Here is a 15686-nt window from a genome sequence, read left to right as displayed (position 1 = left end):
CCCAGTCCGCGCCGTCACACCGACGCCGGCCGAATCCCGATGGACGCACACGCATGAACTCAGTCGATTCCGACCCGCTCGACCGCAGCCGCTATCCGCTCGACGAGTGGGCGCTCGTCGAGCACGGCTACACCGCCGACGGCCAGGGCGCCGCGGAGACGAACTTCGCCGTCGGCAACGGCTACCTCGGTCTGCGCGGCAATTTCGAGGAGAGCCGCGGCGAGGTCTCCTACGGCACCTACCTCAACGGGTTCCACGAAACGTGGCCGATCCGGCACGCTGAGGATGCGTTCGGGTTCGCCACCGTCGGCCAGACGATCGTCAACGCCCCCGACGCGAAGGTCATCCGCCTCTATGTCGATGACGAGCCGCTCGTGCTCGCAGAGGCGGACATCCTCCGCCACACCCGCCGACTCGATTTCGGTGACGGCTACCTCCACCGCGAGACCGAGTGGCGCACCCCGTCCGGCAAGCGGGTGCTCGTACGCTCGCGTCGGCTCGTGTCCTTCACGGACCGGCACCTGGCGGTCATCGAGTACGAGGTGACGATGCTCGATGCCGACGCCTCCGTGCTGTTGTCGAGCCAGATCCTGAACCGTCAGGACGCGGAGGACGAGTACCAGCCGCCACGGTCGGCGCACGAGCCGGCGTTCGACCCGAGGCGGGCGGACGCGTTCCAGACCCGTGTCCTCATCCCCCGGTTCGCGAGGACGGAGGGCGGCCGGTCGCTGCTCGGCTACCAGACCGCGAGCTCCGGCATGACGATCTGCGTCGGCGCGGAGCACACGATCGACACGGAGAACATCTGGGACGAGTCCTCGCACATCTCCGACGACGTCGCCAAGCACGTGTTCCGCATCCAGGCGAAGGCCGGTCGTCCGGTGCGCCTGACGAAGATGGTGACCTACCACTCCTCGCAGGCCGTCCCCGTGCGGGAGCTCGCCGACCGATGCGATCGGACGCTCGATCGCGCGTCGGATCTCGGCGTGTCGGCCGTGTTCGCAGCGCAGCGTTCGTGGATGGACGATTTCTGGGCGCGCAGCGATGTCGAGATCCCCGGGCAGCCCGCCATCCAGCAGGCCGTGCGGTGGAACCTCTTTATGCTCGCGCAGTCCACCGCTCGCACCGACGGCAACGGTATCGCCGCGAAGGGCGTCACCGGGTCAGGGTACGGCGGCCACTACTTCTGGGACATGGAGATCTACGTCCTCCCGTTCCTGACGTACACGGCGCCGCAGGTCGCCAGGAACGCGCTCCGCTTCCGGTACAACATGCTCGATGCCGCACGCGCGCGGGCTGCCGAGCTGAACCAGCGCGGCGCACTCTTCCCCTGGCGCACGATCAACGGGCAGGAGTCGAGCGCGTACTACGCGGCCGGCACCGCGCAGTACCACATCGACGCCGACATCACGCATGCGCTCATGCAGTACGTGCGCGCCACCGGTGACGACGAATTCCTGACGCGCGGTGCGATCGACATCCTCATCGAGACCGCCCGTCTGTGGGAGGACCTCGGCTACTGGCGTTCCAATGGCGACCAGAAGTTCCACATCGACGGCGTCACCGGACCGGATGAGTACACGGCCGTGGTCGACGACAACCTCTATACGAACGTGATGGCGCGCGCGAACCTCCGCTCGGCTGCCGCTGTCTGCCGCGAGCTCGCGTTGCGCGATCCGGACGAGTACCGCAAGACGGTCGCCAGGACGGGACTGCTCGAGGACGAGATCGACAGTTGGGAGCGCGCGGCGGAGGCGATGGAGATCCCGTTCGATCCGCACCGGGGCATCCACGCCCAGGACGCGCAGTTCCTCGACAAGGAGCTGTGGGATCTCGAGAACACGCCGCCGTCGAAGCGTCCGTTGCTCCTGCACTACCACCCGCTCGTCATCTACCGGTTCCAGGTGTTGAAGCAGGCCGATGTCGTGCTGGCGTTGTTCCTGCAGGGGCAGGACTTCTCGGTGGCCGACAAGCGCAACGACTTCGAGTACTACGACGCCCTCACCACAGGAGACTCCACGCTTTCCGCCGTGGTGCAGTCGATCATCGCCGCGGAGGTCGGCTACAGCGAGCTCGCGCTCAAGTACTTCCTCACGGCACTGTTCGTCGATCTGGCGAACCTCCACAACAACACGGCCGATGGGGTGCACGTCGCGTCCACGGGTGGTGTCTGGGCGACGCTCGTCAACGGATTCGGCGGTATGCGCGATCACGACGGGCAGCTGACCTTCGATCCTCGTCTCCCCGATGCGTGGCAGCGGTTGACGTTCCGGATCACGGTGGGCGGATCCCGCGCACGTGTCGATCTCGAAGCGAACCGGATCGGCTTCACCGTCGAGACCGGTGACGGATTCCTCGTGTCGGTCCGCGGCGAGACCATCCGCCTCCTCCCCGGGTCGCCGGTGTCCGTGCCGCTCACGAACCAGGGTCCGCACCTGTCGGATCCGGCCCCCACCACGAGCGACATCGAGGGGACGTCCCGCGCGGACGGCTCCATCATCACCGCGACCCTGCCGATCCTCTCCCTCGATCGGGGCGGGGACGACGACACGTCGACGCACGTGGTGTTGTGAGGCGCTGACCGAGCATTCTCTGACGAACGCACCACTAAACGCTACTTGTGTGATACAAAAGACTTGATTCTGTGTGACACTCGTGCATGGCGATTCACTGGGCTCACAGCGCGGACAAGCATGGCATTGATCGCGCAGATGCGCTCAACGCGATTGAGCAGTACCTGCACTGGATTCGGGAGTTCGACGAACCGCGCGTGACAGGCGGGCGGCGACCCGATTTGTTCATTGGACCGACGAGAGACCGCCGGATGCTGCTGGAGGTCATCGTGGAGCTTCGGCCGCCGACAGAAATCCTCGTGTTTCACGTCATGGAGGCCAGACGCAAGATGCTTGAGATCGCGGAGAGGGAAACCACATGAGTGACATGAGCAAGGAAGAACAGGCGCGATTCGCGCAGCTGTCGGACTGGGCCGAATCCGACGCAGTGTTCGACGGCATGACACACGCAACGGTTCAGCACGGCGACGGCGATTCTCCCGGGCGGGCGTTGCTCGCCGCGGCGCTGGGGTCTGAGTCTGCCGTCGATCGGGCGCTCGGCCGTCCTACGCTGGATCAAGGGCGACCTTCTGGCGTTTCTCCCGTGAGGCACGTGCGCTTACCGGTGGAGCTTGACGAAGCACTCAAAGCACGCGCAGCCGCAGAGCACGCAAAGCCATCGGAGATCGTCCGCGCGGCGCTCGTTGCGTACTTGAAGGCGTCATAGTCGACCAGATTCCGAACTATTCATCCACCACAGCTCGCACACCAATCGCGCGGCGGTCTACGGCGGAGGCGAGCTCAGAGGATCGGCACGCCTGCTGCGTCGACGGCGTTTCGCTCGCCGGCGCGGACCGGGATGGGGAGGGTGTTCTCAGCCGGTGGCAGCGGGCAGTTCCACGCGTGGCTGAATGAGCACGGGAGCAGTTCCGCCTGATTGAAGTCCAGGTCGACGGTTGCGGCTCCGGTGTTCTGCACGCGGACGCTGCGGCCGGAGGCGTAGGACTCGTCGCCGTTCGTGGCATCGCGGAAGTGGACGAGGAGCTGGTCCTCCCCCGCGGGTCCCGGCGTCGCCAGCAGGTGGTGTTCGGCGCCGTCGTGTGTGAAGGTGAGCTCTGCGACGACCGGCACCGCGACGGGGTTCGGGTCGCGGTGGTGGGTGATCGCGACGGTTCGCCCGGCGGCGACGGGACGCACGGAAGCCGTCACGATCCAGTCGGTGTCCCTCGGGTACGCGGCGATGTCGTGGAACCGCTTCGCCCAGTCCGAGTCGGAGCGCCAGACCTGCAACGCGAACTTCGTGCGGTCGTAGCTGAAGATGACGCCCTCTGCGCCGTCGGGGAACTCGGCGATGGTCGGTCCGGACCCCGCGTCGGCGTACAGCACCGCTTCACCGTCGACGAGCACGCCGCCGATGCGCACCCCTTCCGAGGCGTCTGCGCGCACGAGCAAGCCGGCTCCGCCGTCGGGAAGCGGCGACCAGCGGCCGGGCGCGCCATCGATCCGCTGGTCCGGGTCGGTCACGAACTCGCCGGCGAGGAAGGCTGCCGGCCCTCGACGCGACGTCACCTGGTCGCGGCGTTCCGCACGGCGGGCGGCGAGCGCCTCTGCGGCGGTCGAGACTGCATCGCCCGCCTGTGCATCGATCGAGTCTGCATCGATCGAGTCTGCGGCGGTGCGGTGGTCGAGATTCGTCATGCGACGAGGCTATGCGCTTCCGCCCCGGTGCACTCCGCGCGCTGCAATCCGACGAAACATCGTTCGCAATTCCGGAACGTCGGAGCCGTTTGCGACCCTTCGAGGCCGAATATCGCTGCTTCGGGCGCGATCAGCCCGAGAGTTCCGGAATTGCGGACAGAGACGGGTGGGTCGGGCGCTGCCGCCTAGTACGACTCGCGAGGCGACTCCCGCAGACCCTCGAAGACGATGGCCGTGAGTCGTCGCCCCTGCGCGATGCCCGCATCGGTCGGCGCGACCCGCCAGAGGAACGACATCAGCATGATGATGTCGGCGGGGTCGTGGCCGGGCGCGATCGACCCTTCGACGATGCATGCGTCGACCAGCTTGGCGACGGCGGCGGTCGCTGGCGCCCAGGACGAGTCGACGACGTCCTGCGCAGCGGCACTGTGGAGCGCGTCGCCGAGGCCGTGTTTGATCCTGATGTAGCCGGCGAGCGTTTCGAACCAGGTGATGAAGGCCTCGTGAGCCGAAGCCGATGCTGTGAGGACCTCATCGACCATCAGGGTGAGCCGCTCGATGTCGTGTTGATATGCCGCCAGGATCAGGTCTTCCCGCGACGGGAAGTGGCGATAGAGCGTGCCGGGGCCGACGCCGGCCCGCTTCGCGACGTCGTTCAAGGGAACGAGGGGGTTCTCGGCGAAGAGTTCGTGAGCGGCGTCGATGATGGCCGCACGATTCCTCGCGGCCGCTTGCCGTTGCGTGCCATAGGTGGCCGGAGTCGCTTCAGTCATGAGTCGATCATGCCCTTGATTGACATGCGGAGAATCCTCCGCTAGTTTCGGATCAGTTGCGGAGAACTCTCCGCATGTTCAGGATAGCAGGAGGCAACCCCATGGACTACGTGAAGCTCGGCACCACCGGACTCGACGTCTCCCCCATCGCGATCGGTGCGATGACCTACGGCGAACCCGACCGGGGGCACCCCGTCTGGTCGAAGACCGAAGAGCAGTCGCGCCCGCTCATCAAGCACGCGCTCGACACGGGCATCAACTTCTTCGACACCGCGAACATGTACTCGAACGGCTCCAGCGAGGAGATCCTCGGCCGCGCGTTGCGGGACTTCGCCGATCGCGACGCGGTCGTCATCGCCACCAAGCTGCGCCACCCCATGCGGCCGGGCCCCAACGGCCGTGGACTGTCGCGGAAGTCGATCATGACCGAGATCGACCACTCGCTCAGGCGCCTGGGCACCGACTACATCGACCTGTACCAGGTGCATCGGAACGATCACGCGACCCCCTTGGAGGAGACGCTCGAAGCACTGCACGACCTCGTGAAGGCCGGCAAGGTCCGCTATCTCGGGGCATCATCGATGCACGCATGGGAGTTCGCGAAAGCCCTTCACCTGCAGCGGCAGAACGGGTGGGCGCGGTTCGTCTCGATGCAGGACCACTACAACCTCCTCGCTCGCGAAGAGGAACGCGAGATGATCCCGTTGGCCCTCGACGAGGGCGTCGGCACGATCATTTGGAGTCCACTGGCCCGCGGGCGCCTGGCCCGCGCATGGGACGATGCGAAGTCGACCGGCCGCTCCGAGTCGGACGGCGCCTTCGCCGACATGCTGTACACCGAGGCGGACGAGGTCGCGAACCGCGCCATCATCGATTCCGTCGGTCGAGTCGCAGAGGCCCACGAGACCAGCCGGGCCGCGATCGCGCTCGCTTGGCTGCGGCACCAGCCCGTCGTCACGGCGCCGCTTGTCGGAGCGGGCACCACGGCGCAGATCGACGATGCGGTCGCGTCACTCGACGTGACGCTCACCGCCGACGAGATCCGGTCCTTGGAGGGTCCATACACGCCGCGGTACGACTTCCAGGGTGTTTCCGATGAGGCCGAGCTGGAGGCGATCCGTGCTCGGATCCCCGGCATGTCACTCAGTTGAGCTGCTTCGACATCCGGTCACTGAACGTCTAGCCCGGTCGCTGAACGTCTCAGCCCGGTCGCTGAGCTTGTCGAAGCGCACTCCCTCACACAACGACCCCATCACGAGTTCTCCACAGATTCTTCGAATCTCTGTTCTATTGTGCATCCCCTTGGTATTCTTGATGAGTGGACATTCCTTCGAGGTTCGATCAGGTCGCGGCGCTCATCACGAGCATCGGCGACCAGATCGTCGCGGAGCAGCACGGCATCGCGGCGGCGGAGGCCAGGATCGCCAAACTGTATGCCGATGCCGCCAGCGTCTCCGATTTCACTGCGCAGACCGTGATGCCGGTCGGCACCCCTGCGGGCCGGGCGAGAGAACTCGCCCGGCTCTCGTTGCAGGCAGAGCTCTCGGCCATGACCCGCATTCCCGAGCGCACCATCCAGCAACGGATCAGCGAGTCGGAGGTACTCGTCCGTCAACTCCCCCAGACGCTCGCCGCGTTGACGGCCGGTAGCATCTCCGTCGGTCACGCGCGGGTCATCGTGGATCAGGTCGCTGATGTGCTCCCTGTGGACCGGTCGGAGTTCGAGCACAGAGTCCTGCCGATCGCAAAGACCCGGACAGCCGCTCAGCTCAAGCAGCGCGCTCGGATCCTGCGTGAGAAGCTCCATCCCGCCACGATTGCCACGAGGCACCACACTGCGAAGCAGGAGCGCCACGTCACACTCGTCCCCGCAGCCGATGGCATGTCCTGGCTGTCGATCCTCACAACGGCACCCATCGCGGCAGCCGCATACGGAAGACTCGCCGCACTCGCCACAGGCACCAGGCGGCACGGCGACCCGCGTACTCGGGCCCAGCTCATGACCGACCACGCCCAGAGCCTGCTGCTGTTCGGTGTCACCACGACAACCACCGACGCAACATCTCATAACGTTGCACCTGGTGGTGATGTGCTCCCATCTACGCTGCTCGACCCAGCATCAGCCCCGACCCCGGCGCCGACCCCGGCACCGACCCCGGAGCAGATCATCGACGACATCGTGCCCACCGTCCACGTGACCGTCCCGGTCCTGACTCTGCTCGGTGTGGAAGACCACCCGGGATCGCTTGAGGGCTACGGACCCATCGATCCAGAAACCGCGGTGCGTCTGACCGTCAACGCGAAGTCGTTCATCAGAATCCTCACCCACCCCGAGACCGGTTCGATCCTCTCCGTCGGTCGAGACAGATACACCCCACCCGTCGACCTCAAACGAGCGCTCGCCATCCGAGACACCCACTGCAGAGCACCCGGTTGCAGCAGACTTGCACGAGGTTGCGACCTCGATCACACGATCCCGTGGTCAGAGGGCGGGGAGACGTCCGCAGCGAATCTCGCTCATCTCTGCTCGAAGCACCATCACCTCAAGCACGACACGAACTGGTCGCTCAGACGCGGCACGGGCGACGTACTGCATTGGATCAGTCCGAGCGGACGCGAGTTCACAACTGAACCCGATCCGCCCGACTGGTATCCGCTGCAACCGGTCGACAGCGACTAGTCACTCGGCCGGAACCATCGGCGGCCACCGCTGCGCGGGCCCTTCGACAAGCTCAGGGACCGGGCGCAGACGTTGCGCGATGTGGGCCCTTCGACAAGCTCAGGGACCGGGGGGTACACGTTGCGCGGAGGCGTCGACGCCCATTGCAGAACCGAAACACCCGGTCACTGAGCTTGTCGAAGTGCCCGCAGCCTGACCACAGGCCCTGCCCTTCGACACGCTCAGCGACCGAGGATCTGCGCGGCGACCTCCCTAGCGCGGGGCGCGCACGATCACGACTCCGCCGACGGGCGGCTCGACGACGGCGGAACCGTTGTCGGCGTCGACGGCGATGACGTACGAACCGACCGCGACCCGCTGCACCCCACCCGTCGCAGGGTGGACGATGACGTCGAGGCCGGCCTCGACCCGCGACACCTGCTGCTGCTCGCGCACCGGATCCGTCGTCAGCAGGTGCGTCGGCTGCTCGCGCACCGCAGCCGCCTCACGACGGGTGAGCTCCGTCGCGACGTGCGCGCCCTGCGGCACACCATCGACCAAGTGCTGCGGCAGACCATCGACCGCGCCCTGCGGCACACCATCGACCACGCCCTGCCGAACACCATCAACGGAGTGCTGCTGCTCGTCGTGCCCGATACCGGCCGTGTGATGCGCCGGGTGGCTGCGCTCGAGCGCCGCGCCCTCCACGTCCACGTTCGGCAGGATGCGATCGAGCCACTTCGGGATCCACCACGCGGACTTCCCGAGCAGGTGCATCACCGCCGGGATGAGCAGCATCCGCACGATGAACGCATCCACGAGCACACCGAACGCGAGCCCGAAACCGATGGATCGGATCATCGCCGAGTGGGAGAAGATGAACCCGCCGAAGACGGAGATCATGATGATCGCCGCCGCCACAACGACCGTACGCCCGGCGTGGAGGCCCCGCTGCACCGCCAGACGTGCAGGCGCACCGTGGGCGAACGCCTCACGCATGCCGGACACCAGGAACAGCTGGTAGTCCATCGCGAGTCCGAACAGGATGCCGATCAGGATCGTCGGCAGGAAGCTCAGGATGGGTCCCGGATCGTGCACACCGAACACCGGGCCGAGCCAACCCCACTGGAAGATCGCGGTGATGCCACCGAAGGTCGCGGCGAGCGACAGCATAAAGCCGAGGGTCGCCGTGATCGGCACGAGGATCGACCGGAACACGAGGATCATGATGATGAGCGACAGCCCGACGACGAGCGCCAGATAGAGCGGCAGGGCATCCGCGAGCTGCTGCGAGACGTCGATGTTGCCGCTCGCACTGCCGGCGACGCCGAGCTTCACATCACCGGACAGCGGCGACAGATCGCGGAGATCGCGGACGAGCTGCTCCGTCGAGACGCTCGTCGGCCCCTCCTTCGGGATCACCTGGAAGGCGAGCACCGTGTGGTCGTCGGACGCACCGACCGGTGCGACGGCCGCGACATCCCGCTGGTCGGAGATCTTCTGTCCGATCCGAACCTGCTCTGACAGCACCTCGTCGTCGGTCGCGGTGTGCGGCAGGGTCGCGATGACGAGCAACGGCCCGTTGACACCGGCGCCGAACTCGTCCTCGATGAGCGTGTACGACTTGTACTGGGTCGAATCGACCGCCTCGGAACTGCCGTCCGGCAGACCGAGTCGCATGTCGAGAGCCGGCAGCGCCACGACGCCGAGGACGACGAGGCCGGCGATGAGCGTACCGACCGCACGACCGGTGCCCATCGGCTTCGTGGGCGAGTTGTCCGGGCGGGCGGTGCCGATGGTGGCACGCGCCTTCTTGCTGAGGATGCGGTGCCCGAGCAGCGACAGCATCGCCGGGGTGAGGGTCACCGCGAGCAGGATCGCAACCGCGACGCAGATCGCGCCGACCGTGCCCATCATGCCGAGGAAGCCGATGCCGGTCACGTTGAGCGCGAGCAGGGCCACCAGGACCGTGGAGCCCGCGAACACGACGGCGTTGCCGGAGGTGCCGTTGGCGAGGCCGATGGAGTCGTGCAGTTCGACACCGTCGAGCAACTGTTTCCGGTGCCGGTTGAGGATGAAGAGCGAATAGTCGATGCCGACCGCGAGGCCAAGCATCACGCCGAGCACGGGTGTGATGGAGAGCATGTCGACGACGCCGGACAGCGCGAGCGACGCCGTGACACCGACGCCGACGCCCACGATCGCCGAGACGAGCGGGAGCGATGCCGCGATGACCGTGCCGAGCATCACGAGGAGCGTGATCGCCGCGATGATGAGACCGATCGCCTCACCGACGCCGAAGACCTGCGGGATGCTCTGCGCGAGTTCGTTGGAGAACTCGACCTCGACTCCGCTCGGGACGTCCTTCGTCACCTGGTCGATGACGGACTGCTTCGTATCCGGCGTCACCTCCTGTTGCGCATCGGTGAACACGACGTTCGCGACGGCGGTGGAGCCGTTGCTCGACACCGTGCGGATGCCGGAGGAGAGATCGAGGAGCTGCGAGGAGAGATTCAGCTTCGTGCTCTGCTCGTTCAGCTTCGTGAGGTTGTCGGTGATCGTCTGCTGCTGGGTCGCGAGTGCCGCCTGCTGCTGGGTGATCGTCGCCTGCTGCGCGTCGAACTGCGCCTGCACGGCCGCCGGGAGGGTGCCGCCGGCCTGCTGCTTCGCCTGCGCGAGGGCCGTGTCGAGCTGGGTCTGCGCATCGGCGAGCTGCTGCTTGCCCGCATCCAGCTGCGTCTGACCGTCCGTCAGCTGGGTCCGGCCATCGGTGATCTGCTGTTTGCCGTCCGAGACCTTCTGCGCCTGCTCGGCGATGGTCTGCTGCGTGTCGAAGGGATTGACGGTCGTGTCGACGCCCTTGAGCTTCGCCGTCTCGTCCAGCAGGGTGCCGATCGCCGTCTTCTGGCTGTCGGTGAAGGCGTCGCCGTCCTTCGTGTGGAACACCATCGCACCGGTGCCGCCGCTTGCGCTCGGGAACGATTTCGCGAGCTGGTCCGTGACCTTGGCCGTCGGTGTGCCCGGGATGGTGACGGCACTCGACAGGGTGCCCCCGAACGCGAGGAAGGCGCCGACGGCGATGCCGAGGATCACGATCCAGGAGATGAGGACGGCCCACGCGCGACGCGCGGAGAATCGTCCGAGGCGATACAGCAGTTCAGCCAAGGGGGTCTCTCTTCTACGGGGAGGTTCAGGGGTGACGGGGGTGCTCAGGGTGACTGGGTGCTCAGGGGTGACGGGGTGCAGGACGAAAAGGATGCAAGATCAGTGCGCGGGACCGTACCCCGTGCGGACGCTCGCGATGAGGCGTTCCAGCAGGGCGGTCCAGAGGGCACGGGCATCGTCGTCCGTGGTGGCGTCGGTGGCCGCGATCCAGTGGTGCGCGATCACCTCGACGCCGTGCATCAGGGAGGAGACGAGGAGCGCTGCTTCGAGCTCGTCGACATCCGTGTTGCGGGGGGCCAGTTCGAGCGCCAGTTCCTGGGTGGTGCGGGAGAACGTCGCCTGGAAGAGCTGTTGGGGGCGCGAATCCTCGACCGTGAATCCGCCGAGTGCATTCCAGAGGAAGGAGATGATGCCGGGGACGTCGGTGGCGCGGATCGCCGCTGCGACGTCTTCGAACATCGAGAGCCGCGTGCCCGGTCCTGCCGGTCGGCTGTTCACGGCGGCGCGGAAGCTCTCGATCACCACGGCGAGTTCCTCCGTGCAGGACGTGGTGACGAGGTCGTCGATCGAGGAGAAGTGGTTGAACACCGTGCGACGGGACACGTCGGCGCGTTCGGCGATGAGGTCCACGTTGACGCCAGAGATGCCGTCCTCCGCGATGATCGTGCGTGCCGCATCGAGGATCGCGCGGTGGTGCCGTGCGCGAAGTGCTGCGCGGCGATCTTCGGCTGGGGCGGCTGTGGACACGTCGGTACACTATGTGCACCGATGCACTCAGTGCAACTTCCCGGCGAGGGTCTCAGGAACCTCTCGGGGTTCGAGGTGAAGCCGGTCGGTCAGCCCGCCACTTCCTCCTCCGAACCCGTGCGCGACAGCCCGCCGATGACATCGCGGACGTCACGCAGGTGCCGTTCCATCGCCGATGCCGCGGCTTCGGCGTCCCGTCTCGCGATCGCTTCGTAGATCTCCCGATGGCCGTCGATCGAGATGCGGCGACCCGTGCGGGTGGCGTGGGAGAGTGACCGTGTCGCGTTCGTCCAATCACTCGTCATGGTCGAGAGCGTCACGAACAACGGATTCTGCGCCGCGTGCGCGAGCAGCAGGTGGAATTCGCGGTCGAGGCGCAACGACTCCTCGGCGTTCAGGTTCTCGTTCGACTGCGCGAGCACGTCTTCGAGCTGCAACAGATTCGATGCCGCCGCGCGTTGAGCGGCGAATGAGGCGATGCGGGGCTCAACGAGATCGCGCAGCTCGGTGGCGTTCGTCAACTCGACATCCGTCGCCGAGAGCCCCACGTTCAGGGCGCTGACACCAGCCGCCGGCGCCGCCACCGTGCTCCCGCTCCCCCGTTTGCGTTCGATCAGATTCTTGGACTCCAACTCGAACATCGCCTGACGCAGCGACGCCCGCGACACGTTCATGGAGGCGGCGAGGTCGCGCTCGGAGGGAAGCCGCTCCCCCGGCGCCAGCTGACCCGTGGTGATCAACCGCTCCAGATGCGCGGCGAGCTCGGCGCTCAGCGTCCTGGTGCGTTTCGCGAGCGGGGGGATCACGGCGGTGCCGGCGACCGATCCGGCAGAGCCGGTAGAGCCGGTGGATCCGGTGGATCCGGTGGATCCAGTCGAGCCGGTGGATCCGGTGGATCCGGCCAAATCGGCACGGCCGGCGGAGCCGGTGGATTCAGTGGAAGCGCTCATGCACGCCGCTTTCAATCAGTCGGACTTCACGAAGATGGTTCATTGGTTAGACCAATTTGTATCAGACTTCTGCACCTTCGCGCGACCTCAGTTTCGGGCCGATTGCCCGCTTTTCTGCCTGTTTCCGGCGTGTAACAGACCAATGACGTTTGCGTTTAACGCGTGAACTCGCTCGCGTTCGGCACGTACTGTGATCACCAGTCCGGTGGTCAGACCAATTCTGACACCGCATCGGAAGCACCACACCGCGACGAACGCACCACACCAGATCCTCCGACATCGTCACCCAGGGACTCATGAGCGCATCACTCACCGCCGCACCGGCCACTGCATCCGCAGCTGCATCGGCAGCCGCGCCGGCCACCGCATCGGCAACCGCATCGGCAACTGCACCGGTCGCCCCGTTGCACTCCGGCGACCGCCTGAGCTCGAAGGGCGCCTACCTGCCGTCGCAGCCGGGCACGGTCCTCTGGGGTCGGCTGCCGGCTCCGACGGACCCGGCCGTGCTCCAGATCGACGCGGGAGAGACGATCGTCGTCGACACCGTCAGCCACGAGGGGATGATGCCCGACCAGGGTTCCGATCCGCTGCGCTACTTCGGCTCCCACGGCGTCGCCGCCTCCGACGTGCTCGACGATGCGATCGCGATCGCTCACGGCGTGACCAGGGGGACGGACGACGGCCCGCACATCGTCACGGGGCCCATCCACGTCCGAGGCGCGCTGCCGGGCGATCTCCTCGCGATCCGGATCGACGCGCTCGACATGCGGGCCCCGTACGGCGTCATCAGCACGAGGCACGGACACGGTGTGCTCAACGGCCTGAACGGGACCGGCGGCACCTACAGCGCCTTCACGACGGTCGACCCTCGTGCGGGCGGATGGACGGGATCGCTCCCCCTGAACCCCGGATCGCCCGAGACCGTGACGTTTCCCCTCGCACCGTTCCTCGGCATCATCGGGGTGACCGCGGATCAGCGCACCCGACTGCACTCGGTGCCGCCCGGCCCGTTCGGCGGCAATCTCGACATCGCTCCGCTGACCGCGGGAAGCACGCTCTACCTGCCCGTCCAGGTCGCAGGAGCGGGGCTCTACCTCGGCGATCCGCACTACGCCCAGGGTGACGGAGAGGTCGCACTGACCGCACTCGAAGCCCCGTTGCGGGCGACGCTCACGATCGACCTCATTCCGGCGAGCGCCGCACGCGCCGAACTCGGCGCGGTCGTCGGCCCGTTCGCCGCAGCCCACGGCTTCGTCATCCCGACCGGTCTCAGTGAGAGCCTCGACCTGGCGATGCGACGTTGCACGGCGAACGCGGTCGAGCTGGTCGTCGCCCTGTTCGGGATGGACCGCAAGCTCGCCTACCTGTACCTGAGTGCCGCCGCGGACTTCTCCGTGTCGCAGGCGGTCGACGTGGTCAAGGGCGTGCACGGACGGGTCCGGATCTCCGACTTCCCGAACGCCGGTGTGACGGCGCTCGCGCGACAGATCGTGGAGGCGGCACGATGACGGGCGCACCGGTCTCGTCGGACGGCACGCCGGCCGGCCTCATGGAGGCCTTCTGGGAGTACGACCGAGCGTTGCTGGCCAACGACGTCACGGCCCTCGACGCACGCTTCACCGATGCCGACACGACACTTCGCGGCGACGGGACGGCCACGCTCGTCGGACACGCCGCCATCGCGCGCTTCCGGGCCAGCCGATCCACGGTCCCCACCCGAACGGTGCAGCTCGTGCACGTCCGCGTCATCGACCCGACTGCAGCACTCGTGGTCGCCGAGGTCGCGTCCCGCACGGGCGCCGCCGGCCTGCAGACGCAACTCTGGCGACGACGCGACGACGCGTGGACGATCGACGCGGCGCACGTGACCGCACCCCAGCAGCCGATCGACCGATCGGTCTGGCGCATCGTCGGCACACCGCTCGTCGCCCCGACCGGCTCAGGAGCGCTGGACGGCGAGACCGTCGCCGTCAAGGATCTGTTCGCGGTCGAGGGGCAGCGGATCGGAGCCGGTGTGCCCGAGTTCGCGGCCTCCGCTCCGCCGGAGGCCACAACGGCGCCGGCGGTCGGGGTGCTCCTGTCCCACGGGGCGGAGGTGACCGGCATCGCTCAGACCGATCAGTTCGCGTACAGCATCGCCGGCACCAACTCCCGATACGGGACTCCGGACAACGTCGCAGCTCCGGGCCGCATCCCGGGCGGATCCACAAGTGGTCCGTCCGTCGCAGTGGCGAGGGGATGGGCAAGCATCGGACTCGGCACCGACACCGCCGGTTCGATCCGCGTGCCGGCAGCGCATCAGGGCCTCTGGGGCATCAGGACCACACACGGCATCGTCGACCGCAGCGGTGTGCTCGCGCTCGCGCCGAGCTTCGACACGGTGGGTTGGATCACCCGCGACGTCGAGACGCTGGCACGCGTCGCCGACGTCCTCGTCCCGGAGACTGCGACCGGTGATTCCTCCGGCACCACGGCTCCACAGCTCGTGATCGTCGACACCCTCACCGATCTCGCGAGCACCGGCGTCCGCGATGCCTTCATCGCAACCGCCGATGCGCTCGGAGCCGTCTCCGTGCCGTTGACCTGCGGCGACGGAACGCCCGTGACGGCTGCGCTTCTGGAGGAATGGTTCCACGCGTTCCGCACGGTCCAGGCGTTCGAGGCGTGGTCGGTGCACGGCGACTGGATCGACGCGCACCCCGGCGCGCTGGACGCCGATGTCGCCGGCCGGTTCGCCGACGCATCCGCCATCAGCCGGGCCGAGCACGATGCGGCGCGCACGATCATCGACGCCGCGAGGTCGACCATCAGATCGTTCCTCTCCGGACGCATCCTGCTCCTGCCGTCGACCGCCGCACCGGCTGCGGCGCTCGACGCCTCGCCGGAGCAGATCGACCACGACCGCGGAGGGACCCTTCGGCTGACCTGCCTCGCATCGATCGCCGGTGTGCCAGCGGTCTCCGCCCCACTCGACTCCGTCGACGGACTGCCATCGGGTGTGTGCTTCATCGGCGCCCCGAACACGGACGTCGCGCTCATCGCCTCGACCAGACGACTGACGGACCGCCTCGGCCCATGACCTCACCCATCCGCTACACCCCATCAGCACCACCCGAACCACCCCTGCACCAGCTGCCCGGCC

General features: G+C 67.2%; 12 protein-coding genes. 7 read left to right on the top strand and 5 right to left on the bottom strand.

The features are described 5' to 3' along the window. Positions 1 to 53: 53 nt before the first annotated feature. From ACL9RL_RS00815 to ACL9RL_RS00805, 3 genes are all read left to right on the top strand, one after another. Positions 54 to 2573, top strand: a complete 2520-nt coding sequence (locus tag ACL9RL_RS00815) for a glycoside hydrolase family 65 protein (protein ID WP_422778309.1) — start codon at positions 54 to 56, stop codon at positions 2571 to 2573. An 86-nt stretch (positions 2574 to 2659) separates the two neighbouring features. Next, positions 2660 to 2935, top strand: coding sequence for a hypothetical protein (locus ACL9RL_RS00810; protein WP_422778308.1), 276 nt, complete (start codon positions 2660 to 2662; stop codon positions 2933 to 2935). Then, entirely contained in the window at positions 2932 to 3279 is a 348-nt protein-coding gene (locus tag ACL9RL_RS00805; RefSeq protein WP_422778307.1) for a hypothetical protein, read from the top strand. The genes ACL9RL_RS00810 and ACL9RL_RS00805 overlap by 4 nt, the downstream gene beginning before the upstream one ends. A gap of 74 nt (positions 3280 to 3353) precedes the next feature. On the opposite strand, the gene ACL9RL_RS00800 is transcribed toward ACL9RL_RS00805, so the two are convergent. Both ACL9RL_RS00800 and ACL9RL_RS00795 read right to left on the bottom strand, forming a co-directional pair. Beyond that, positions 3354 to 4250 carry a DUF1684 domain-containing protein gene (locus tag ACL9RL_RS00800; RefSeq protein WP_422778306.1) on the bottom strand — a complete coding sequence of 299 codons (897 nt, stop codon included), beginning with the start codon at positions 4248 to 4250 and terminating at the stop codon, positions 3354 to 3356. 185 nt (positions 4251 to 4435) lie between these two features. Continuing rightward, the gene (locus tag ACL9RL_RS00795) at positions 4436 to 5023 is read right to left on the bottom strand and encodes a TetR/AcrR family transcriptional regulator (protein ID WP_422778305.1); all 588 of its coding nucleotides are present in this window, start codon (positions 5021 to 5023) and stop codon (positions 4436 to 4438) included. Between the two features lie 101 nt (positions 5024 to 5124). On the opposite strand from ACL9RL_RS00795, the gene ACL9RL_RS00790 reads away from it, so the two are divergent. Then, positions 5125 to 6174 carry an aldo/keto reductase gene (locus tag ACL9RL_RS00790; RefSeq protein WP_422778304.1) on the top strand — a complete coding sequence of 350 codons (1050 nt, stop codon included), beginning with the start codon at positions 5125 to 5127 and terminating at the stop codon, positions 6172 to 6174. A 167-nt stretch (positions 6175 to 6341) separates the two neighbouring features. After that, positions 6342 to 7703, top strand: a complete 1362-nt coding sequence (locus tag ACL9RL_RS00785) for a DUF222 domain-containing protein (RefSeq protein ID WP_422778303.1) — start codon at positions 6342 to 6344, stop codon at positions 7701 to 7703. Positions 7704 to 7955: 252 nt separating this feature from the next. Here ACL9RL_RS00785 and ACL9RL_RS00780 read toward each other — a convergent pair whose 3' ends face one another. From ACL9RL_RS00780 to ACL9RL_RS00770, 3 genes are all read right to left on the bottom strand, one after another. Next, positions 7956 to 10847: an MMPL family transporter gene (locus ACL9RL_RS00780; protein WP_422778302.1), complete on the bottom strand. Its 2892-nt coding sequence runs from the start codon at positions 10845 to 10847 to the stop codon at positions 7956 to 7958. 99 nt (positions 10848 to 10946) lie between these two features. Further along, positions 10947 to 11594, bottom strand: a complete 648-nt coding sequence (locus tag ACL9RL_RS00775; protein ID WP_422778301.1) for a TetR/AcrR family transcriptional regulator — start codon at positions 11592 to 11594, stop codon at positions 10947 to 10949. 89 nt (positions 11595 to 11683) lie between these two features. Then, positions 11684 to 12544 carry a FadR/GntR family transcriptional regulator gene (locus ACL9RL_RS00770; protein ID WP_422778300.1) on the bottom strand — a complete coding sequence of 287 codons (861 nt, stop codon included), beginning with the start codon at positions 12542 to 12544 and terminating at the stop codon, positions 11684 to 11686. 296 nt (positions 12545 to 12840) lie between these two features. Between ACL9RL_RS00770 and ACL9RL_RS00765 the strand changes: the two genes are divergently transcribed. Together ACL9RL_RS00765 and ACL9RL_RS00760 are read left to right on the top strand one after the other, a co-directional pair. After that, complete coding sequence (locus tag ACL9RL_RS00765) at positions 12841 to 14052, top strand: acetamidase/formamidase family protein (RefSeq protein WP_422778299.1); 1212 nt, start codon at positions 12841 to 12843, stop codon at positions 14050 to 14052. Continuing rightward, the gene (locus ACL9RL_RS00760) at positions 14049 to 15623 is read left to right on the top strand and encodes an AtzH-like domain-containing protein (RefSeq protein WP_422778298.1); all 1575 of its coding nucleotides are present in this window, start codon (positions 14049 to 14051) and stop codon (positions 15621 to 15623) included. Before ACL9RL_RS00765 ends, ACL9RL_RS00760 begins: the two co-directional genes overlap by 4 nt. Positions 15624 to 15686 lie beyond the last annotated feature (63 nt).

The organism is Plantibacter sp. Mn2098, from assembly GCF_049319745.1.
GTDB lineage: Bacteria > Actinomycetota > Actinomycetes > Actinomycetales > Microbacteriaceae > Plantibacter.
The sequence above is the reverse complement of the archived record's forward strand: the minus strand, read 5'-3'. Positions and strand labels throughout refer to the sequence as shown.